Annotated in this window: 22 protein-coding genes; 9 read left to right on the forward strand and 13 right to left on the reverse strand. The window is 68.5% G+C overall.

The features are described 5' to 3' along the window. Positions 1-2: 2 nt before the first annotated feature. The 3 genes from grpE to NNW99_RS17245 all read right to left on the reverse strand — a co-directional run bounded on the left by grpE (position 3) and on the right by NNW99_RS17245 (position 3,638). Positions 3-653 carry a nucleotide exchange factor GrpE gene (gene grpE / locus NNW99_RS17235; protein WP_215120036.1) on the reverse strand — a complete coding sequence of 217 codons (651 nt, stop codon included), beginning with the start codon at positions 651-653 and terminating at the stop codon, positions 3-5. Next, the gene (dnaK, locus tag NNW99_RS17240) at positions 650-2,506 is read right to left on the reverse strand and encodes a molecular chaperone DnaK (protein WP_215120037.1); all 1,857 of its coding nucleotides are present in this window, start codon (positions 2,504-2,506) and stop codon (positions 650-652) included. The genes grpE and dnaK overlap by 4 nt, the downstream gene beginning before the upstream one ends. A gap of 94 nt (positions 2,507-2,600) precedes the next feature. Further along, positions 2,601-3,638 (reverse strand): MraY family glycosyltransferase, encoded by a 1,038-nt coding sequence (locus tag NNW99_RS17245; RefSeq protein ID WP_215120038.1) that lies wholly within the window; start codon positions 3,636-3,638, stop codon positions 2,601-2,603. A gap of 264 nt (positions 3,639-3,902) precedes the next feature. On the opposite strand from NNW99_RS17245, the gene NNW99_RS17250 reads away from it, so the two are divergent. Then, the gene (locus NNW99_RS17250; RefSeq protein WP_215120039.1) at positions 3,903-6,233 is read left to right on the forward strand and encodes a 4Fe-4S dicluster domain-containing protein; all 2,331 of its coding nucleotides are present in this window, start codon (positions 3,903-3,905) and stop codon (positions 6,231-6,233) included. Between the two features lie 71 nt (positions 6,234-6,304). Here the strand turns inward: NNW99_RS17250 and NNW99_RS17255 are convergent, their stop codons facing one another. The 5 genes from NNW99_RS17255 to NNW99_RS17275 form a co-directional block, all read right to left on the reverse strand. Continuing rightward, on the reverse strand, positions 6,305-6,478 hold the full coding sequence (locus NNW99_RS17255) for a hypothetical protein (protein WP_215120040.1): 174 nt from the start codon (positions 6,476-6,478) through the stop codon (positions 6,305-6,307). Then, positions 6,475-6,783, reverse strand: a complete 309-nt coding sequence (locus NNW99_RS17260; RefSeq protein ID WP_215120041.1) for a hypothetical protein — start codon at positions 6,781-6,783, stop codon at positions 6,475-6,477. The genes NNW99_RS17255 and NNW99_RS17260 overlap by 4 nt, the downstream gene beginning before the upstream one ends. A gap of 349 nt (positions 6,784-7,132) precedes the next feature. Then, positions 7,133-7,471 carry a hypothetical protein gene (locus NNW99_RS17265; RefSeq protein ID WP_251057834.1) on the reverse strand — a complete coding sequence of 113 codons (339 nt, stop codon included), beginning with the start codon at positions 7,469-7,471 and terminating at the stop codon, positions 7,133-7,135. Between the two features lie 237 nt (positions 7,472-7,708). Continuing rightward, entirely contained in the window at positions 7,709-7,939 is a 231-nt protein-coding gene (locus NNW99_RS17270; protein ID WP_215120043.1) for a DUF397 domain-containing protein, read from the reverse strand. A 245-nt stretch (positions 7,940-8,184) separates the two neighbouring features. Beyond that, positions 8,185-8,562, reverse strand: coding sequence for a hypothetical protein (locus NNW99_RS17275; RefSeq protein ID WP_215120044.1), 378 nt, complete (start codon positions 8,560-8,562; stop codon positions 8,185-8,187). Between the two features lie 163 nt (positions 8,563-8,725). On the opposite strand from NNW99_RS17275, the gene NNW99_RS17280 reads away from it, so the two are divergent. From NNW99_RS17280 to NNW99_RS17290, 3 genes are all read left to right on the forward strand, one after another. Next, positions 8,726-9,958, forward strand: a complete 1,233-nt coding sequence (locus NNW99_RS17280) for a helix-turn-helix transcriptional regulator (protein ID WP_215120045.1) — start codon at positions 8,726-8,728, stop codon at positions 9,956-9,958. Positions 9,959-9,972: 14 nt separating this feature from the next. Then, positions 9,973-10,335: a hypothetical protein gene (locus NNW99_RS17285; protein WP_215120046.1), complete on the forward strand. Its 363-nt coding sequence runs from the start codon at positions 9,973-9,975 to the stop codon at positions 10,333-10,335. 90 nt (positions 10,336-10,425) lie between these two features. Further along, the gene (locus tag NNW99_RS17290; RefSeq protein WP_215120047.1) at positions 10,426-10,968 is read left to right on the forward strand and encodes a GntR family transcriptional regulator; all 543 of its coding nucleotides are present in this window, start codon (positions 10,426-10,428) and stop codon (positions 10,966-10,968) included. A 13-nt stretch (positions 10,969-10,981) separates the two neighbouring features. Here NNW99_RS17290 and NNW99_RS17295 read toward each other — a convergent pair whose 3' ends face one another. The 4 genes from NNW99_RS17295 to NNW99_RS17310 form a co-directional block, all read right to left on the reverse strand. Further along, on the reverse strand, positions 10,982-11,461 hold the full coding sequence (locus NNW99_RS17295) for a GNAT family N-acetyltransferase (protein ID WP_215120048.1): 480 nt from the start codon (positions 11,459-11,461) through the stop codon (positions 10,982-10,984). A gap of 118 nt (positions 11,462-11,579) precedes the next feature. Further along, positions 11,580-11,942: a helix-turn-helix domain-containing protein gene (locus NNW99_RS17300; RefSeq protein WP_285439953.1), complete on the reverse strand. Its 363-nt coding sequence runs from the start codon at positions 11,940-11,942 to the stop codon at positions 11,580-11,582. Between the two features lie 95 nt (positions 11,943-12,037). Next, on the reverse strand, positions 12,038-13,114 hold the full coding sequence (namA, locus tag NNW99_RS17305) for an NADPH dehydrogenase NamA (protein WP_251057835.1): 1,077 nt from the start codon (positions 13,112-13,114) through the stop codon (positions 12,038-12,040). A gap of 121 nt (positions 13,115-13,235) precedes the next feature. Further along, on the reverse strand, positions 13,236-14,237 hold the full coding sequence (locus NNW99_RS17310) for a zinc-binding alcohol dehydrogenase family protein (protein WP_251057836.1): 1,002 nt from the start codon (positions 14,235-14,237) through the stop codon (positions 13,236-13,238). Between the two features lie 204 nt (positions 14,238-14,441). Here NNW99_RS17310 and NNW99_RS17315 point away from each other — a divergent pair, with 204 nt between their 5' ends. Beyond that, positions 14,442-14,867, forward strand: coding sequence for a helix-turn-helix domain-containing protein (locus NNW99_RS17315; RefSeq protein ID WP_251057837.1), 426 nt, complete (start codon positions 14,442-14,444; stop codon positions 14,865-14,867). A gap of 149 nt (positions 14,868-15,016) precedes the next feature. Further along, complete coding sequence (locus NNW99_RS17320) at positions 15,017-15,700, forward strand: HNH endonuclease family protein (RefSeq protein ID WP_215120050.1); 684 nt, start codon at positions 15,017-15,019, stop codon at positions 15,698-15,700. Between the two features lie 53 nt (positions 15,701-15,753). Here the strand turns inward: NNW99_RS17320 and NNW99_RS17325 are convergent, their stop codons facing one another. Further along, complete coding sequence (locus NNW99_RS17325; protein WP_251057838.1) at positions 15,754-16,866, reverse strand: CPBP family intramembrane glutamic endopeptidase; 1,113 nt, start codon at positions 16,864-16,866, stop codon at positions 15,754-15,756. A gap of 130 nt (positions 16,867-16,996) precedes the next feature. Between NNW99_RS17325 and NNW99_RS17330 the strand changes: the two genes are divergently transcribed. From NNW99_RS17330 to NNW99_RS17340, 3 genes are all read left to right on the forward strand, one after another. Next, positions 16,997-17,305, forward strand: a complete 309-nt coding sequence (locus tag NNW99_RS17330) for a hypothetical protein (RefSeq protein WP_215120051.1) — start codon at positions 16,997-16,999, stop codon at positions 17,303-17,305. A 58-nt stretch (positions 17,306-17,363) separates the two neighbouring features. After that, entirely contained in the window at positions 17,364-17,798 is a 435-nt protein-coding gene (locus tag NNW99_RS17335; RefSeq protein ID WP_215120052.1) for a hypothetical protein, read from the forward strand. A 547-nt stretch (positions 17,799-18,345) separates the two neighbouring features. Further along, positions 18,346-19,611: a nucleotide sugar dehydrogenase gene (locus NNW99_RS17340; RefSeq protein ID WP_215120053.1), complete on the forward strand. Its 1,266-nt coding sequence runs from the start codon at positions 18,346-18,348 to the stop codon at positions 19,609-19,611. Positions 19,612-19,615 lie beyond the last annotated feature (4 nt).

The following is a 19,615-nucleotide window of genomic DNA, read 5'->3' on the forward strand; positions in this document are numbered from 1 at the left end:
CGTCAGCCCTCGTCCGGGCCACCGCTCTCCTTGTCGTCGGCGTCGGCGGACTCGTCCGCCTTGACCGTCTGTGCCCCCGGCTGGGGTTCGGCCACGGCCACCCGCGCGGGGCGGATGGTGCGCTCGCCGATCCGGTACCCGGGCTGCAGAATCGCCACGCACGTCGTCTCGGTGACGTCGGGTGCGTAGCTGTGCATCAGGGCTTCGTGGATCGTCGGGTCGAAGGGCTCACCCTCCTTGCCGAACTGCTGCAGGCCCATCTTGGCCGCGGTGCTCTCCAGCGACTCGGCGACGGACTTGAAGCCGCCGACCAGTTCGCCGTGTTCGCGTGCGCGGCCGATGTCGTCGAGCACGGGCAGGAGCTCGGTCAGGAGGTTCGCGATGGCGATCTCCTTGACCGCGATCCGGTCGCGCTCGACCCGGCGGCGGTAGTTCTGGAACTCGGCCTGGAGGCGCTGGAGGTCGCCCGTGCGCTCATTGAGCGCCGTGCGGGCCTGGTCCAGCTGGGCCACCAGGGCCACGTCCTGTCCCGTGTCCCCGGCCGGGGCCGCCGCCTCCTCGGAGGGGGCGGCCTTCGGCTCGGCGTCATCGGAGGTGGCGCCGGAAGGGACGTCGGGCTGCTGCTCGTCGAAGCCCGGGGTCTCCTCCGTCACGCGGCACCGTCCTTCCGGTCCTCGTCGACGATCTCGGCGTCGACGACGTCGTCGTCGGCCTTGGCGTCACCGGCACCGGCACCCGCGCCGGCTCCGGCGGCGCCGTCGGCCTGCGCGGCGTTCGCGTCGGCGTACATGGCCTGGCCGAGCTTCTGCGAGACGGCCGCGACCTTCTCCGTGGCGGTGCGGATCTCGGCCGAGTCCTCGCCCTTGAGCTTCTCCTTCAGCTCATTGACGGCCTCTTCGACCTCGGTCTTGATCTCGCCCGGGACCTTGTCCTCGTTGTCCTTGAGGAACTTCTCGGTCTGGTAGACGAGCTGCTCGCCCTGGTTGCGGGACTCGGCGGCCTCGCGGCGCTTGTGGTCCTCCTCCGCGTACTGCTCGGCCTCCTGGCGCATGCGGTCGACCTCGTCCTTCGGCAGCGAGGAGCCGCCGGTGACGGTCATCTTCTGCTCCTTGCCGGTGCCGAGGTCCTTCGCCGTGACGTGCATGATGCCGTTGGCGTCGATGTCGAAGGACACCTCGATCTGCGGGACGCCGCGGGGCGCCGGGGGCAGACCGGTCAGCTCGAACATCCCGAGCTTCTTGTTGTACGCCGCGATCTCGCGCTCGCCCTGGTAGACCTGGATCTGCACGGAGGGCTGGTTGTCCTCGGCGGTGGTGAAGATCTCGGACCGCTTGGTCGGGATCGTCGTGTTCCGCTCGATGAGCTTGGTCATGATGCCGCCCTTGGTCTCGATACCGAGGGACAGCGGGGTGACGTCGAGGAGCAGGACGTCCTTGACCTCGCCCTTGAGGACACCGGCCTGCAGGGCGGCGCCGATGGCGACGACCTCGTCCGGGTTGACGCCCTTGTTGGCGTCCTTGCCGCCGGTCAGGTCCTTGACCAGCTCGGCGACGGCGGGCATACGCGTGGAGCCACCGACGAGAACGACGTGGTCGATCTCGGAGAGGTTGATCCCGGCGTCCTTGATGACGTTGTGGAACGGCGTCTTGCAGCGCTCCAGCAGGTCCGCGGTCAGCTGCTGGAACTGGGCGCGGGTGAGCTTCTCGTCGAGGTGCAGGGGGCCCTCGGCGGAGGCGGTGATGTAGGGCAGGTTGATCGAGGTCTCGGTGGACGAGGACAGCTCGATCTTCGCCTTCTCGGCGGCCTCGCGCAGACGCTGCAGGGCCATCTTGTCCTTGCCCAGGTCCACGCCGTGGCCGGACTGGAACTGCTGGACCAGGTAGTCGACGATGCGCTGGTCCCAGTCGTCACCACCGAGGTGGTTGTCACCGTTGGTGGCCTTCACCTCGACGACGCCGTCGCCGATCTCCAGCAGCGAGACGTCGAACGTACCGCCACCGAGGTCGAAGACCAGGATGGTCTGGTCGTCCTTGTCGAGGCCGTACGCCAGAGCGGCCGCGGTGGGCTCGTTGACGATGCGCAGGACGTTGAGGCCCGCGATCTCGCCGGCCTCCTTCGTCGCCTGACGCTCGGAGTCGTTGAAGTACGCCGGGACGGTGATGACCGCGTCGGTCACCTTCTCGCCCAGGTAGGACTCGGCGTCCCGCTTCAGCTTCTGGAGCACGAAGGCGCTGATCTGCTGCGGGTTGAAGGGCTTCCCGTCGAGCTCGATCTTCCAGTCCGTGCCCATGTGCCGCTTGACGGAGCGGATGGTCCGGTCCACGTTCGTGACCGCCTGGCGCTTGGCCACCTCTCCGACGAGCACTTCACCGTTCTTGGCGAAGGCGACGACGGACGGCGTGGTCCTGGCGCCCTCGGCGTTGGTGATGACGGTGGGCTCGCCGCCCTCCAGAACGCTGACGACGGAGTTAGTCGTGCCCAGGTCGATGCCGACCGCACGTGCCATGGTTGATTCCTCCAGCTGACTTGAGTGGAACGGACTCAAGTGTGCACGACCGCCCCCGACCGGTCAACAGAGGTGAGTCGACCTCACTCAACTCTTATCCGTTCCTTACACGCAACGGGGCTCTGACCTGCGGCGACATCTCACGCCGGGGAGCCCGGGGGCCTCGGGAGGAGTACATCGAGACGCGTGACACACCGAGGACGACGACGAGTGCCGCCCCCGCCACCCACCACAGCGCGTCGTCGCCGACCCAGCCGGCGTGCGCGAGTACCCCGACGGTCACCCCCGACAACGCCCCGGCCCCCAGCAGCAGGCTCGCCCCCGGCGCGGTCAGCCCGAGCCGCCGCAGCCGGTGCGCCAGATGGTCGGGGCCGCCGCGCAGAACGGCCCGCCCGGCCATCCGCCGCGACAACAGCACCAGCCCGGCGTCGGCGCACACCAGGGCGGTCAGCGCGAACAGCACCCCCGCGCTCTCCCCGAGCCCGGACCCGGCCCGCGCGTACACGGCCCCCAGGGCGATCACGAACCCCGCGGGCATGGCCCCGCACGCCCCGAGCCCGACCCGGGCCGGATGCCAGTTGTGCATGAGGAACCCGGTCAGCGCGGCGGCCAGCACGCTCATCAGTACGGCGATCCCGTCCATCACCTCCACCGCCGCGCAGACCCCCACCCCGAACGCGGTCACGACCCCCACGGTCCCGGCGAGCCCGTCGGCGTGATCGACCCCCCGGAACCCCAGGCTCAGCCCCGCGGCCCACACGACGGCCAGCAGCCCGGTCCCCACACCCGTCTCCCCGTACGGCACGACGCACGCGGCCGCCACGGCCGTACCGGCGAACAGCACCCGCCGCCGCAGCCGCCACACGTCGTCGACCAGCCCGAGCAGGGCGACCGCGCCCCCGGCGACGAGCAGCTCGCGCACCTCGCCCCCGACGGGCACGCCCTCGACCCAGCCGTAGGCGATCACCACCGCCCCGGTGACCATCACGACGGCCACGCCCCCGGACAGCGGCACCTCCCGCTGCCGCCGCCGGTCGACCAGACGCGACCAGCGGGCGGGCGTCCGGAGGAGGGCGGCGAGCAGGGCGGTGAGCAGGAGAGCGATGGCGGCGGCAGCGATCCCGTAGAGCACGGATATAAAGTTAGGCGGGATTATGACATTTCGGTACGAATAACACGACCGGATCCCCAGTGGATCGCAACCGGATCCCGCCTCCGGATGAACGGTTTCTGAGGCAACCCTCAGCGATTCAGATCACCCCCCACCCGGCTACAGTGCGGCGGAGGATAGGGGTAGTCTCAGACGGACTGCATAAGTTACCGCTTAGTAATTTCGGGAACCCTCTGAAACGGAGAGGGTCCCGACAGAAACCCCTCGCAGGCCCGAGGAGCCCCCATGCAACTCGCCGCGATCATCGTGTCGCTGGTTCTGACCGTGGTCGGCGTCGCGCTGCTCGCACGCGCGATCGGCCAGTTCGTCCGGTACTTCAAGCTGGGCCAGCCGGTCCCCGCCGGTACCAGGACCGACAACCCCTACCAGCGCAGCGTGACCCTGGTGAAGGAGTTCCTCGGGCACACGCGCATGAACCGGTGGGGGATCGTCGGTTTCGCGCACTGGTTCGTCGCCGTCGGCTTCCTGACCCTGCCGCCGACCCTGGCGCAGGCCTTCGGCCAGCTCTTCAAGGCCGACTGGGTGCTGCCGGTCATCGGCACCTTCCTGCCGTTCGAGCTGTACATCGAGTTCATCGGCGTGATGACCATCCTCGGCATCGCGGTGCTCATCGTGATCCGCCTGCTGAACCTGCCGAGCCGCCCGGGCCGCAAGTCCCGCTTCGCGGGCTCCAAGGCCGGCCAGGCGTACTTCGTCGAGTACGTCATCCTCACCATCGGCCTGGCGATCTACGTGCTGCGAGGCCTGGAGGGCGCGCTCCACCACGTCGACCACTACGAGGCGTCGTACTTCGCGTCGTACCCGCTGGTCCTGGCCTTCAAGGGGCTGTCGGTCGCCGCGCTCCAGAACCTGGTCTACCTGGTCGCGATGATCAAGATCGGTACCTCGTTCGTCTGGATGATCGTGGTGTCGCTCAACACCAACATGGGTGTGGCCTGGCACCGCTTCCTCGCCTTCCCGAACATCTGGTTCAAGCGCGAGGCCACGGGCGGCACGGCCCTCGGTGCCCTGCAGCCGATGACGTCCGGCGGCAAGCCGATCGACTTCACCGACCCGGGCGACGACGACGTCTTCGGCGTCTCCCAGGTCGAGCAGTACTCGTGGAAGGGCCTGCTGGACTTCTCCACCTGCACCGAGTGCGGCCGCTGCCAGTCGCAGTGCCCCGCCTGGAACACGGGCAAGCCCCTCTCCCCCAAGCTGCTGATCATGTCCCTGCGGGACCACGCGCACGCCAAGGCGCCGTACCTGCTGGCCGGCGGCGGCAAGACGATGGAGGGCGAGGAGAAGGCGTCCGAGGAGCAGCTGAAGGACGTCCCCGCGGCCGCCCTGGCGGAGGCCGAGCGCCCGCTGGTCGGCACGCTGGAGGAGAACGGCGTCATCGACCCGGACGTCCTGTGGTCCTGCACCACCTGCGGCGCCTGCGTGGAGCAGTGCCCGGTGGACATCGAGCACGTCGACCACATCGTCGACATGCGCCGCTACCAGGTGATGATCGAGAGCTCGTTCCCGTCCGAGGCGGGCACGATGCTCAAGAACCTGGAGAAGAAGGGCAACCCCTGGGGCCTGGCGAAGAAGCAGCGCCTGGAGTGGCTGAAGGAGCTGGACTTCGAGGTCCCGGTCGTCGGCAAGGACATCGAGGACCTGTCCGAGGTCGAGTACCTGTACTGGGTCGGCTGCGCGGGCGCCCTCGAGGACCGCGCCAAGAAGACCACGAAGGCCTTCGCCGAGCTGCTGAACATCGCGGGCGTCAAGTTCGCCATCATGGGCGGCGACGAGAAGTGCACGGGTGACTCCGCCCGCCGCCTGGGCAACGAGCCGCTGTTCCAGGAGCTCGGCATGGAGAACGTCATGGCGCTGAACATGGCGTTCGGCGAGGAGATGGACGACGAGGGCAAGGTGACGCCCGAGTCGGCGAAGCCCAAGTCCGCGAAGAAGATCGTCGCGACCTGCCCGCACTGCCTCAACACGCTCGGCAACGAGTACCCGCAGCTCGGCGGCGACTACGAGGTCATCCACCACACCCAGCTGCTCCAGCACCTCGTCGACGAGGGCAAGCTGATCCCGGTCACGCCGGTCGAGGGCATCATCACCTACCACGACCCCTGCTACCTGGGCCGCCACAACAAGATCTACACGCCCCCGCGCGAGATCATCGCCAGCGTCCCGGGCATCCGCAACGAGGAGATGCACCGCCACAAGGAGCGCGGCTTCTGCTGCGGTGCCGGTGGTGCCCGGATGTGGATGGAAGAGCGCATCGGCAAGCGCATCAACAACGAACGCGTCGACGAGGCCCTGTCGGTCAACCCCGACATCGTCTCCACGGCCTGCCCGTTCTGCCTCGTCATGCTCACGGACTCCGTGAACGGCAAGAAGAACGACGGCAAGGCCAAGGAGTCGATCACCGTCGTGGACGTGGCCCAGCTCCTGCTGGACTCCGTCAAGACACCGGTCCCCGCGGAGGTCTCCGACGGCAACGACGACACCGACGACGGCGGCGAGCCGCCGGCGGGAACGTCGGACTCCACGAGCGCGCCGGAGCCGGAGCCGGTGAAGTAACTCGTCGTTACGGCTGTCTCTGACGCCCCCTGTCCGCGTGTCGGGCAGGGGGCGTCGGTGTGTCTACGGCTCTACGGCTGGGCCCCGTGGCACAGGCATCCGCAGCGGCGCTGGAGCAGGATGCCGAGCGCGAAGGGCAGGGGCAGGTCGCTGGTCTGGCGGCAGTCGGCGTGCAGGTCCTGGTAGCCGGGGCGGGTGGCGAGAGTGCACTCGGGCGACGCGGACGGCTGCTCGGCAGGCCTCATCGGGACCGCTCCGAAGACCCGTCGCCGAACGTCGTCCGCCCCCTGCTCTCGGCGACGCGGAGGATGTCCCGCAGGGTCTCTGCCAGACGCTCGGCGAGAAAGCGGAGTTGGGCCTCGGTGGCGGTGGGGAGCAGGTCGTCGGCGTGGGCGAGGAGTCGGTCGGCCATGTCGAGCTGGGTTGCTTCCCTGATGTCGGCCAGACGGGATACGAGCCCGCCGCCTTCGTCAGTGATGAGAAAGCACGGCTTGGCCTCGGGGCTGGTCCAGGGCAGGAGCCGGAGCGTGCGGTGAGGGAGTCCGCTCATCGGGCGGCCTCCATGCGCTCGTGAGCTACGAGGTAGGGGCGTACCGCGTTGGTGGAGGCACCGTCGAGGAAGGTGTCCACACCGTAGGGGCTGCGAAGCGCGGGCAGAGGAGGGCAAGCCGAAAGCGAAGCGCCGGTCGCGGGGTGGAGTCGGCGTAACGGGTGACTGCACGCCCTGCGTGGCATGCACGAAAGGCCCACCCAGGCGACGAGACGGCGAAGCAGGTCGGTCATGGCATCTGTTCCCATCGGAGGGCAGCAGTGACGGAGGAGCTGAAAGGCTGTGCGCAGGGTGTGGGCGTCGGTAGGGGTGTTGGAGGTTCGCAACCTCCCCGGGTAGCCAAGCAGCATCACATGAGCGGACACGTGAGGGCGGGGTGGTGCCGATTCGGGCAGCACACAAGGTTGAGCGAGACGATGTTGCCTGACCGGTTGTAATAGACCCAGCTCACGTCGACGCCGACCGGTAGGACATCCCGTGCGTACTCGCGCTTCGTGTCCAGGTCCACATACGCCCGCCGCCCGTCCTCGCGCTCCATCGGCCTGTTGTCGAGGAAGTGTTTGACCATCCAGTCGAGAGCGGCCGTGGAGTCGGTCCACGTGCGCTCACGGTTGGCCTGGCCTCGCTTCATGAGCCAATGGCCCGACATCATCGGCGGAAGGTTGGTCACCGGGAACTCGGCGGTCACCTCGCGGTACCTGTCGATGAGGCGGATGGCCGTGATGTCGTCGTCGGAGGCAGGGGGCGTTGGAGGGACAGGGTGCGCGGGTCGCCGGTCGCCTTCCCGGTGGTAGCTGTCGGTCGCTCCGATCCACGGGCCGAAGCCGTGAAAGTGTCCAGTCCAGCTCATGCGCGCCTTCCGTGAGCACAGGGCGGGCCGCCCAGGTGAAGGACGACCCGCCAGGAGATGGGAGGTGTAGCAGGATCAGGCGGTCAGACTCCGCTTCTTCACCCAGCCGAGGGCGAAGTCGTCCAGCTCGGTGGCGGTGAACCGCAGCTCCTTACCGGCGCCCTCAGGCTTGGAGTCGCGGACCACGAAGGAGTCTGCGGCGCCGGGGATCGCGGCGAAGTCGACGCATCCCTCGGTACAGGGCCCGCCGCAGAAGTTCGTCGTTTCGATGCCGCTCACCGGCAGGGTGTAGAGATTGCCGTCCATCGGGTAGTCCTCTCTGGTGCAACTGCCGTGCGAAGATGCGGTCTCCGCGCCGTGGTGCACTTGCTGACCCACCCCGGCCCGGCCTTCCTGTTTCCCGGCCGGGGTGGGCGCCGACTCCGCCCCGAGAGATGCAGGCCGGGGCCACCTCGGGGACGGAAGATCATTCGGTCAATCGCCGGTAGACGGACATGACCGTGACGGAGCCGAGAATCATGAGCCCCTGGAAAATCAACCGACGTTGAGGCTCACGCCGCACCCGTCCCGCTCCTCTGGGTGTAGATCCACAGCAGCCTGCGCGTCAGGTCGGCGACTTCTCGCATGTAGAAGTAGGCCGCGAACGTCGGGGCTTCCGGGGTGGGGCGGTTCTTCAGATCGAGCAGCTTGTACGCCTTGTGGAACTGCTGCATGACCAGGTCGTCCTCGTCGGCGCCCAGTTCCTCGCCGAGGAGAATGTTCAGGTGTCCGATCAGCATCGGCGTCTTGGCGTCGATCTCGTCGCGAGTAGAAGTGCCCAGCCTCGCGGAGAGGGCGGCGTCGGTTCTGTCCTTGATCAGCGCGACGTCGATCGATACGCCGTCTTCGGTCGCTCGTGTCGCTTCAAGTCTGCTCGTCTCGGTCTTCACGGCGTGTCCCTCGCTGGCTGACGGCGGTTCCACCGGTTGGAGACCAGCGTTCCGCGCGAGAGGCGTGCGGACCACGGCGTTCATGGGTCAGTGTTGGGACATCTCTGGGACATGGGACGGGTGTCACGGTTGAGCGCGGCAAGATCCGGGGATGGGGGCCAGCATGAGCATCGCCGACAGGCGTAGGGCTCTGGGTCTGACCCAAGAGGGGTTCGCCTTCACAGTGGGCGTCGACCGGCGCACCGTAGGCCGATGGGAGCGGGGCGAATCCAGGCCCCAGCCTCCCCAGCGGCCCAAGGTCGCTGAGGTGCTACAGATGGACCTGGAAGAACTCGACGCCTTGCTCACCCCGAGCGATGTGCTGCCGAAGACCGAACGGTTAGCGTCGAGTGCCCACCACGCCCCAGGGGATCCAGACGAGATGATCCGACGTGAGTTTCTGCGCCATATGGCGGTGTCAGGTGCGGTCGCCTCCATACCCACGGGCGAGGCGGAAGCCCTGAAGCCCGACGCCGATGGCTTCGAGCGCATGAACGGCCACTTGTGGCAGGTCTACCAGCTAGCCCGCGCAAAGCACTCGGTGTATCCCGTGGTGCAGTCACAACTCACGGCCTTGAACAACGCGCTACGCGACGGGCGGGCACCTACAGGCTCGCTGTGCATCGCGGCAGGTGAACTGTTCCAACTGGCGGGCGAGCTGGCATTCGACTCCAACCGGTATCACGATGCCACCGCCTCGTACTCACTGGCGGCCAGTGCGAGCAAGGAGGCCGGCGCCTACGACCTGTGGGCGTGCGCCCTGATTCGCAACGCCTACGTCGACCTCTCCGAGCGTCGCTACCGACTCGCCGCCGAGACCCTGGGGGCCGCGCGTCGCATCGCCCAACATGGGGACGGCAGTCTTGCGACCAAGCACTGGGCTGCGGCCGTCCAGGCTGAAGCATTCGCCTGGCTCGGTGACTTTGATGCCTGCGAGGAGGCCCTGGACGAGGCCGAGAAGGTTGCCGAGATCAGCGGGCAGGCGTCGAAGGGGGGTTGGCTGCGCTTCGACGGCTCGCGCCTCGCGGAGGAGCGAGGAGCCCGGTACTTGCAGCTCAACCGTCTGGGCCTGGCCGAGACGGCCCTGAAGGATGCGCTGAAGCTCGCGCCCCTGGCTGCGGGTCACTCCTTCCGGCGCCGGGGCGCGGTCCTCGTCGATCTGGCCGCGATCGGCGCCAAGCGGAAGGACCCGGAGCAGGTCATGGAGTACGGCCTCGAAGCCCTGCGGCTGGCTCGGGACTCCGGGTCCGGCTACGTCGCCCGTAGACTCCAGTCCCTGACTGCCGAGCTGGGCACCATTGGGCGCGACCCGCGTATCGCTCAGTTGAAGGCCGAGATCGGCACCCTGACGGCATGACGAGAGGGGATGGCATGACGACCGAGGGGGCGCGAGTCTTTCGCGAGGCGTGGATCGCTGGAGTGCGAGAGCACTTCCCTGGCGAGCCGAAGCCGAGCTACGTAACCCCGTGGGATGAAACGCCTGAGTGGGAACGAGAGGCCGCGGGCGCCGTGTACGAACAGGTGCGCCACTTCATCGAACTGAGCGGCGGGCACGCCTCACGACTGTCACGCGAGCAGAAGGGCCGCTTCGTCGCCCTGTGCTGGACGGCGCAAATGTTCAAGCACTTCGAGGATCCGAAGCCGGGGTACGTTGCCGACTGGCCCGAGCTGCCGGACTGGCAGAAGGAGACCGACTCAGGCATCTTCGAGGCGGTTGAAGGCAGTCTGAAGTAACGCGTGGTCTGGAGCTGCCACCGGGCGAGTGATCATGGCCCCGCAGGCTGATGGCGCGTCGGGGCATCTTCAGCTGTACCGGAGGACACCGTGAGCGCGAGCAAGTGGATCAGCACGTCGATGCCGTACGTGACGCCGCGCGAGCGGGGCCAGGGCGATGCCTGGAGCGCGGACGCGGCGGCTCAGGGGCGTCGAGGATCCCAGCGGATCATCCGTGCCGGAGAGGTGCCGACGCCCGCCGAGGTCGCGTCCTTGCTCGGCATCATCGACGCCGAACCCGTCGTCGTACGGCGCCGTTTGATCCTCCTCGACGACGAGCCGAACGAGCTGACCGACACCTACTACCCGGTCGGCATCGCCCGGGGCACCCCGCTCGCCGGAACGGCGAAGATCCGCGGCGGAGCCGTCACGCTGCTCGCCGAGTTGGGGCATGTCGGTGCGCTGATCAGGGAGGACGTCACGGCGGGCCTGCCCGGGGAGGAGGAGCGAGAGACCCTGCGGCTCGCACCGACGGAGCCGGTCCTGCGCCTCACCCGGCTCACCCTGGACCGCGACGACCGGCCGATCCAGGTCGACCGCATGGTGATGCCGGCCCAGCGCCAGCAACTGCGCTACGAGATGAGGATCGGATGACGGTGCCGGTGGTTCAGCGAGTGGTCTCGTCGGGCTGAAGCCGGAGATCGAACCAGGGGATCGTCTCGCCCGGCAGCAGATACTCGTCGATCTCCACGAATCCGCGCTGCCGCGCGAAGCGGAGGCCGTCCGTATTGGATGCCAGGACCACCGTCTCGATGACCTCGGCGCCGAGTTCCCTCGCCTGCGCGAGACCACGCTCGTAGAGCTCTCCACCGAAACCCTGGCCACGGTGGTCGGGGAGGACGCGAGCGATGACAGTCGCCGCCACGGGTGCCTCGCTCGTGGGTGTCCCGCTCGTGGGCGGGCGAACCGTCGTGCATCCGATCACGGTCCCGTCGAGGTAGGCGACCTCCAGGACATTGTGCCGGGAGCGTTCGCGCACCTCGTCCAGCGACCGGTGGTGCGTGGGGATGACGAGGTTGTGGACGTACTGCCAGTCGTGGACCGTGGCGTCGCCGCCGTCCACCTTCTCTATACGTAGGCGGGACATCGGGTCAGCCAACCCGCGGTGGTAGTCCTCGTCAACCGGGATATCCGGGGTATCCCGGTGAGGCGCTGGTCGCCGGGGCGCACGCGGTTCGCGGTGGCGCGCGGCGAGGGCTCACCGGTCACTCGGATCCGGTCGTCGGCAGGGTGATACCGCGCCGGGACAACCACTGCTCACCCCACTCGTTCAGGCCCAGCAGCAGCGGTTCCAACGACCGCGCCTCCTCGGTCAGGGAGTACTCGACCCGGGGCGGCACGACCGGGTAGACCGTGCGCTCGACCAGACCGTCTTCTTCGAGTTCGCGGAGCTGCCGGGTCAGTGGCCGGGGCGCGATGCCGCGCATCTGGCGTTGGAGCTCGTTGAACCGCTTGGTGCCGTCGAGCAGATGGAACAGGATGACGCCTTTCCATTTGCCGCCGATGATTTTGACGGTCGCCTCCATCGCGCAACCGGGCAGGTCGTCGAACGGTCGGGTTCTCGGCATGGGTCAGCACTTCCGATTCGTGATACCACCAGGCCGGCCGGGAGGGTGGGCGGATTCGGTGCGGGGCCGGCCGAGCAGCCGGCCCCGCCGACCGGTCAGGTCAGGGTCGCGGCCAACGGCGCCGCAGGCAGGGGCGGCTGCGAACGCTGCCAGGCCGAGCCGTAGCGGGTGTACTGCAGCGGCGGCTCGATCGGCGTGCGCAGCTCGTCGGCGGCCGTGCGCGCCCAGAACGGATCCTTCAGCATCTCCCGGCCGAGCAGGACGATGTCCGCGCGGCCGTTCTGCAGGATCTCCTCGGCCTGCCGACCGCTCTCGATCAGGCCCACCGCACCGGTCTTGATGCCGACCTCCCGCCGGATCAGGTCGGCGGCGGGAACCTGGTAGTTCGGGTAGGAGGTGACCTTCACCGGGGCGATGCCGCCCGAGGAGGCGTCGATCAGATCGACGCCCTGGTCCTTCATCCAGCGGCCGAAGACGACGAAGTCCTCCGGGGTGTTCCCGCCCTCGGCGTAGTCCGTGGAGGAGATGCGCACGAACAGCGGGCCGTCCCATTCACCGCGCACGGCGTCGATGACTTCGCGCACGATCCGATAGCGGTTCTCGTGATTGCCGCCGTATTCGTCCGTGCGCTGGTTGGACAGCGGCGAGAGGAATTCATTGAGCAGATAGCCGTGGGCCGTGTGCACCTCGATGACGTCGAATCCGGCCGACTTCGCACGGACCGCGGCCTTGCGGAAGGCCTCGACGACATCCTTGATGCCCTCGGCCGTCAGTTCCTCCGGCATGCGCGAGTCGGGGGCGAAGGGGATCGCCGAAGGAGCCACCGGGGTGATGGAGTCGACGCCGAGCTGCCGGCCGGCGTGGCCGATCTGCGCGCCGGCCTTGGCTCCGAAGCCGTGGATCACCTCGGCCACCCGCGACAGTCCCGCGATGTGCTCGTCATCCCAGATTCCGAGGTCGCCCGGTCCTATCTGGCCGTTGGGAAGCACCGCCGTCGTCTCCAGCATCACCAGGCCGGCGCCGCCCAGGGCTCGTGCGCCGTAATGCACCAGGTGGAAATCGGAGACGCGGCCGCCCGCGTCAGCCGAGTGCATGCACATCGGGGACATCGCGATCCGGTTGCGGAATTCGGTGCCGCGGATCGTGATCGGCTCATACAGCTTGGCGGACAAGGAAATCTCTCCTATCTCGGTCACGGTTGGTGTGCCGACTACGAGATTAGGCAGTTGGTCCATGGCGCACCAGTACGCACTTTTATTTAACGTACTGCCAAAAATGTAAGTATGCGGACCGTCAGTCGTGCAGAACGACCTTGCCGATCGCTTTGCCGGAGGCCACGAGTTCGTGTGCTCGGCGCAGGCCGTCCACATCGATGCCGGGAATGGCGGTGCGCAGCGTCGTGCGCAGAGTCCCCTCATCGACGAGTTCGCCGACCCGGTCGAGGATCTTTCCCTGTTCCGCCATGTCCGCCGTCTCGAACATGGATCGCGTGAACATCATCTGCCAGTGCCACGCGATCGACTTCGTCTTGAGCGGCAGGATGTCCAGGCCCGGCGGCTCGTCGAGCGCCGCGATGTGACCGAACGGCGCGACGATCTCGGCGAAGGCGTCCACGTTGCCCGCGGTCTGCGATGCCAGGACGTAGTTCACGCCCTGTGGCGCGGCGGACCTGACCTCGTCCACCAGGCGATGGTGGTTCACGACCCCGTCGGCACCCTGCGCGAGCGCCCATGCGCGGGACTCGTCGCGTGACGCCGTCGCCAGCACTTCCAGGCTGGTGAGCCGTTTGGCGAGCTGGACCGCGATGGAGCCGACCCCACCCGCACCGCCGAGCACCAGCAGTGTGCCGGCGCTGTCATCGCCGAGCCGGAAGTGATCGAAGAGGACCTCCCAGGCCGTGAGCGTGGTGAGCGGCAGCGCGGCCGCCTCCGCGAAGGACAGTGACGTCGGTTTTGACCCCACCACCCGTTCATCGACGGCGTGGCAGGCGGAGTTGCCGCCGTTCCGGGTGACATCGCCGGCGTAGTAGACCTCGTCACCGACGGCGAACCGGGTGACGTCCGGGCCGATCGCCTCGACCGTCCCGGCCACGTCATAGCCGAGGATCTTCGGCTCGTCGCGCCCCAGTCCCGTTCGGATCTTCGTGTCGACCGGGTTGACCGACACCGCCCGCACCCGCACCAGGAGATCCCGCGCCCGAAGCTCGGGCACCGGTACCTCCTGCTCGACGAACGCGTCCGCGTCTGTGATCTCTCGTCCGCCCCGCGCGACGAGCGCGGTCATCCTGCCGGTCACGTCATTCTCCGTTTCCGTGTTTCCGTGTTCCGTGTTCCGTGTTTCGGTGTTTCGGTGTTTCGGTGTTTCCGTCGATGCTGTGCCCGATGCGCCGCCGGCTCCCGCGACGGCGCGTGGCGAAGCTATGGCAAGGGCGGTGGTTACCTGCAAGGGCGTAAAGTATCCGTTGGATACCATTGGCGATTGCGATCGGAGGCTGGGGCCGTGTCCGCTTCGAACCCGGAGCTCCGCGAGTCGAACCCGGGACCCCACGAGAGCCACGATGTCTACCAGGCGGACTGCCCCTGCCGGATGCTCCTGGACGTCGTCGCCAACAAATGGTCCGCGCTCGCCATCGGAGTGCTCGAGTCCGGGCCCGTGCGGTTCGGCGAACTCAAGCAGCGTCTCGGCGGGGTGACCCCGAAGGTCCTCACGGCGACCCTGCGCCGCCTCGAGACCGCGGGGCTCGTGGAGCGCGAGGTGTTCGCGGAAGTCCCTCCCCGTGTCGAGTACTCGCTGTCGCCGCTCGGACGTTCGGCCGCCCAGCCGCTCGCAGCGCTTCGCTCCTGGGCGGAGGCCAGCCTCGACGGGGCGTTGCCGGCCACGGACACGGAGGCCGACGGTCGAGCGAGTCAGGCTCCCCGCTCATAAGAACAGCCGGCTCGTAGCACTGACGGTCGCCACCGCTCCCCCATCAGGTGACCAATAGAACACCTGCCCGGTGAACTCAGGCGTCCATTTGGCTCATCCGTTCGAGTCGAGCCCCTCGAACGAGGTACACGCAATCGATTCTGCGATGCGTGATCAAAAACCTCAGGCGGGCCGCGCTCGCGGTCGCACTCGTTGTCCTTCCCCTGCTGGCCTCCGGTCCGGCGCAAGCTCAAGCGCACGGCCGGGCCGCCGAGCCGCGCACGCTGCCGATGGCGAACGCGGTCGGTGTCCTCCCCCTCGCGGATGAGGTGCGGGAGGGCTACCAGCGCACGAGCTTCCGGCACTGGAACGCCGGCCAGAACCCCACCGACGGCTGCAACACGCGTGCGGAGGTGCTCATCTCCGAGGCGGTCGATCCGCCCGCGGTCCTCGCGGGGTGCAGGCTCTCGGGCGGGCGGTGGTGGTCGTACTACGACGCGAGGTGGGTGACCGAGGCCGGCTCCCTCGACGTCGACCACATGGTGCCGCTGGCGGAGGCGTGGGACTCCGGGGCATCGCAGTGGACCGCCCAGCGGCGTGAGGCGTACGCCAACGACCTCGACGCCCTGACCTCCCTCATCGCGGTCACCGCGGCCTCCAACCGCAGCAAGGCCGACAAGGATCCGGCCGAGTGGCTGCCGCCGGCCGACGGCGTCCTGTGCCGGTACCTCTCGGAGTGGGTCGGGACCAAGCTCCGCTGGGGCCTCAGCGCCGACGCCGTCGAGTTCGAGGCACTCACCCGGCTCGCGCAGTCCTGCCCCGACACCAGCGTGACGTACGACCCCGCGCCGTAGGACCGTTGTCCCGCCTCGGCGACGGGGCGGGATCGGGTTGCCTCGCGCCTGCGCTACGGCCCCGGAGCGGGCGGTACGTCTCCCTGCGGTGCGGTACCGGTTCCCGGCGGGGCCGGGGCGACGCCGCCCTGGCCGCCGTAGGGGTGGCCGGGCACGGCCCCGTACGGCATGACGTACGGCGGGTACGGGGAGTAAGGGGCGTACGGCGGAGGCGGGCCGAACGGCGGCACGGGCACCGGCACCGGCATCGGCGGGGCGAGGCGCTGCGGTTGGTGGCGGCGGGCGAGCCACAGTACGAGCGCCGCGTACATCAGGGTCGTCACGACGTCTGCGAGGGCGAGGGACCAGGGCGAGTCGGCCGCGGTCTCGTCGGACGCCAGCCCGTCGACGATCGCGGCGAGCGTGCCGAAGGCCACCAGGTTGTTCAGGACGTGCAGCGCGATCGCCGCCTCCAGGCCACCGGTACGGATGGTCAGCCAGCCCGCCACCACACCGAAGACCATCAGGCCGATGAAGCCCCACCTGGTGCCCCAGCCGTGGGCGGCGGCGAACAGCACGGCCTGCGGGAGTACGACGATCCACGGAGAGCGGACGAGGGAACCGACCGCCTGCGTCAGCCAGCCCCGGAAGACGTACTCCTCGGCCGCGGCCTGCAGCGGGACGAAGACAGCCAGCACCGCCAGGGACGTGAGGAACGACCCCCAGCCCACCCACACCGCGGACTCCGCCGAGCCGGTCTCGCCCTCGGGCAGGAAGAAGGCGGTCCCCGTCAGCAAGGCCACGGGGAGCACCGCCGCCAGCAGACACCACCCCAGCCAGCGCCACCGCACCCGTCCGGCGACCGACGACACCGTGCCGGCCGGCCGACGCCCCGGCCACAACACGGCCAGCAACACCAGCGGCAGGGCGATCGCGATGGACGTCAGCTCCAACGCCGTGTTGCCGACCAGCCCGAAGTCGGGCCCGCCATCGGGGAGTTCGGGGGCATCGGCCATCGCCCCGAAGACGTAGGTGCCGGCTATGAGCAGGAGGACGACCACGAGATAGGCGAAGCAGAACAGCAGCGTGCCGACCAAGGGCCGCCACCGGCGGTGACGGCCTGTGCGGCGGTCCATACGGTGGTACGGGAAACCGGTGGGGCCGGGCGGCGGCACAGGCGCTGTCATGATCGACAGCTTCCCAAGAACACACCTCTGAAGGCGTCCGCCCGCAGCAGGAGCGACTGCTCGGTCTCTGGGTGGATGCCACAGTGCCACCAGGACGTCAACGGCGTTGCTTCAGAGCTAGGTTGGTTCCATGACCGACTCCAACAGCCTTGAGCGCGTACGGAAGTTCGGCCCCGCCCACTACATCGCCCCCTACCTCCTTCTCATCCTCGCCAACGCGGGTGCGCGGCAGGCTACGGCGGATGAACGGCCCGTGCTGTCATGGGTGTTCGTCGCCCTCGGCGTACTCGGCGGCGTTCTCACCGTCGCCCGTCTACGGCAGATGTGGCACACGCACCGGCGTCACCCGCTTCCCGCGTGGACACGAGGCCTGGGCGTGCTTCTCGCCGTGTACGGCCTGTACGTCGCCTACAGCCTGACAGCCGCCGTCACCGGCTAGCCGGAAGTTTCTCCATTGACGGGGCAGGCGCGTCACCGAACGCCTACCGTCTCCCTTCGTGACGACGACAACGCGGGGCGTCGATCAGGGCGCGCTCACCGCGACCACGTTCACCACCGTCTTCGTGCTGGTCATGGACGCCGGTGAGTACGACCTGCTGAACGGTGTCGTGGGCGCGGTCTGCGCGCTCATCCTGCTCGCCTACTACCGGCCGCTGCCCGCGCAGACGCCGTTCGACGCGAAGACCGGCGCCTTGGCGTTCGGCGCGGTCGCCGGACTCCAAGTGGCGAGCGGCGTCTCGTGGATGATCCAGCCCGCCGTCAACTGGGCTGTCGACCAGGGGCTCCTCGAGCTGAGCAAGACGTGCCGGGACAGAAGCCAGTGCCTGGGCGACAAGGCCGACGTACCCGTGGTGATCGCCTGGGCCGCGGCCGCCGTGTGGCTGGGCTACCAGCACTACCGGCGCTTTCCTCACGTCCCGCCTTCCGCTTAGGCCGTCGACGCCGGGGCAGGGGCCGGGCCTCGACCGGATAGCGCGCAACCTGGGCGAACCCTGGGTAACCGGCGACGCTCCTGAGAGCGCGCGGGGGGCGCACTGGGGGCCGCACGGGATTCGCGAGTGCATCCATGCAGACGCCGCCCCAGGCAAACACACCGCCCCGGAAATGTGAAGATCCCCCCTCGGAATCCAACAGCGTCGGCGACCCCCGAACCCCCTTGCGCCAGCAACAACAGGACTCCTCAAGAGCGACCTGACCGGGCATCACACCTCAACGCCCAGCACCCCCATCCCACTTCACAGGTATCGAATCAGTAAAGAGGGTTCCGCCTAGCGAATTTTTGTTGAACCATGAAGGTCCACAAATGAGGGGAGTTTGTGAAGATCGCTGGTTGCGCTTCGCGCACGTGCGGGCAAGGGGGCCCGGACAAGCCGGTGATGCGGTGCTGGTGCCGTTCCCACACCGCTTCTCACGCAGTACCACGCCACGGCCGCCTGCTTCAGGAACAGACGGCCGTACTTCAGGGGTGAGGAAACAACCATGCACATATGCGTGCTGGGGCAGGGCTATGTCGGCCTGCCCCTGGCCGTGAGGGCCGCCGAGGCCGGTCACAGCGTGACCGGCTACGAACCCGACCGGTCGCGTTGCGAGAGGCTGGCCGCCGGATCGTCGTACATCGAGGACATCGAGTCCAGCCGCCTTCAGGCCGTGCTGGGTTCGGGCGGCTACACCGCCACGTCGGACCCACAGGACCTCAAGGGCTTCGACGTCGCGGTCATCACCGTGCCGACTCCGCTGACCGACCGCGCACCGGACCTGAGCTGTGTCCGGGACGCCGGCCGCGTCCTGGCCGCATGGATCGAGCCGGGCGCCACCGTCGTACTCGAGTCGACCACGCACCCCGGCACCACCCGTGACGTGCTCGTCCCGCTGCTGGAGGAGGGCTCCGGCCTCGTCGCCGGGCGCGACTTCCACGTCGGGTTCAGCCCCGAGCGCATCGACCCGGGCAATGCCGACTGGCGACTGGAGAACACGCCGAAGATCGTCGCCGGGCTGACGGACGACTGTCTGCGGCACGTGAAGGCCTTCTACGACTCGGTCACCGACGTCACCGTGCCGGCCTCCGGGCTGGAGGAGGCCGAGCTGGCCAAGGTGTTCGAGAACACCTACCGGCATGTCAACATCGCCCTGGTCAACGAGCTTTCCCGGATGGCCCACACCCTGGGCGTCGATGTGTGGCACACCCTGGAGCTGGCGGCGACCAAGCCCTTCGGCTTCACCAAGTTCCTGCCCGGCCCCGGCGTCGGCGGACACTGCCTGCCCATCGACCCGGTGTACCTCAGCCACCACGTCAAGGCACGGCACGGGCAGACCTTCCGGCTCATCGAGCTGGCCCAGGACATCAACGAGTCCCAGCCCGACTACGTCGTACGCCGCCTCCAGGACTCCCTGAGCCGCCGCTTCCGACGGAGCGTGAGCGGGGCGCGGATCCTCGCGCTGGGGGCCGCGTACAAGTCGGGCACCTCGGACGCCCGCCAGTCACCGGCCGTCGAAGTCATCGATCGGCTGCGTGCGATGGGCGCGGACGTCACCGTCGTAGACCCCTATCTGCCGGTGACGGCCGGGGGTTGCCGGGAGATTCCCTTCACCGCGGCGGACGGTGGCACGTGTCTCGCCGACTTCGACGCCGTCGTCCTGCTCACCCCGCACGGCGAGTTCGACCTCGTTCGACTCGCCGAAGAGGCCGCCTACGTCCTCGACACCCGTGGCGTCTTGAGCGCCGCACCCCACGTCGAACGGCTCTGACCAG

It is taken from the genome of Streptomyces sp. CRCS-T-1, assembly GCF_024442335.1.
Classification (GTDB): domain Bacteria; phylum Actinomycetota; class Actinomycetes; order Streptomycetales; family Streptomycetaceae; genus Streptomyces; species Streptomyces koelreuteriae.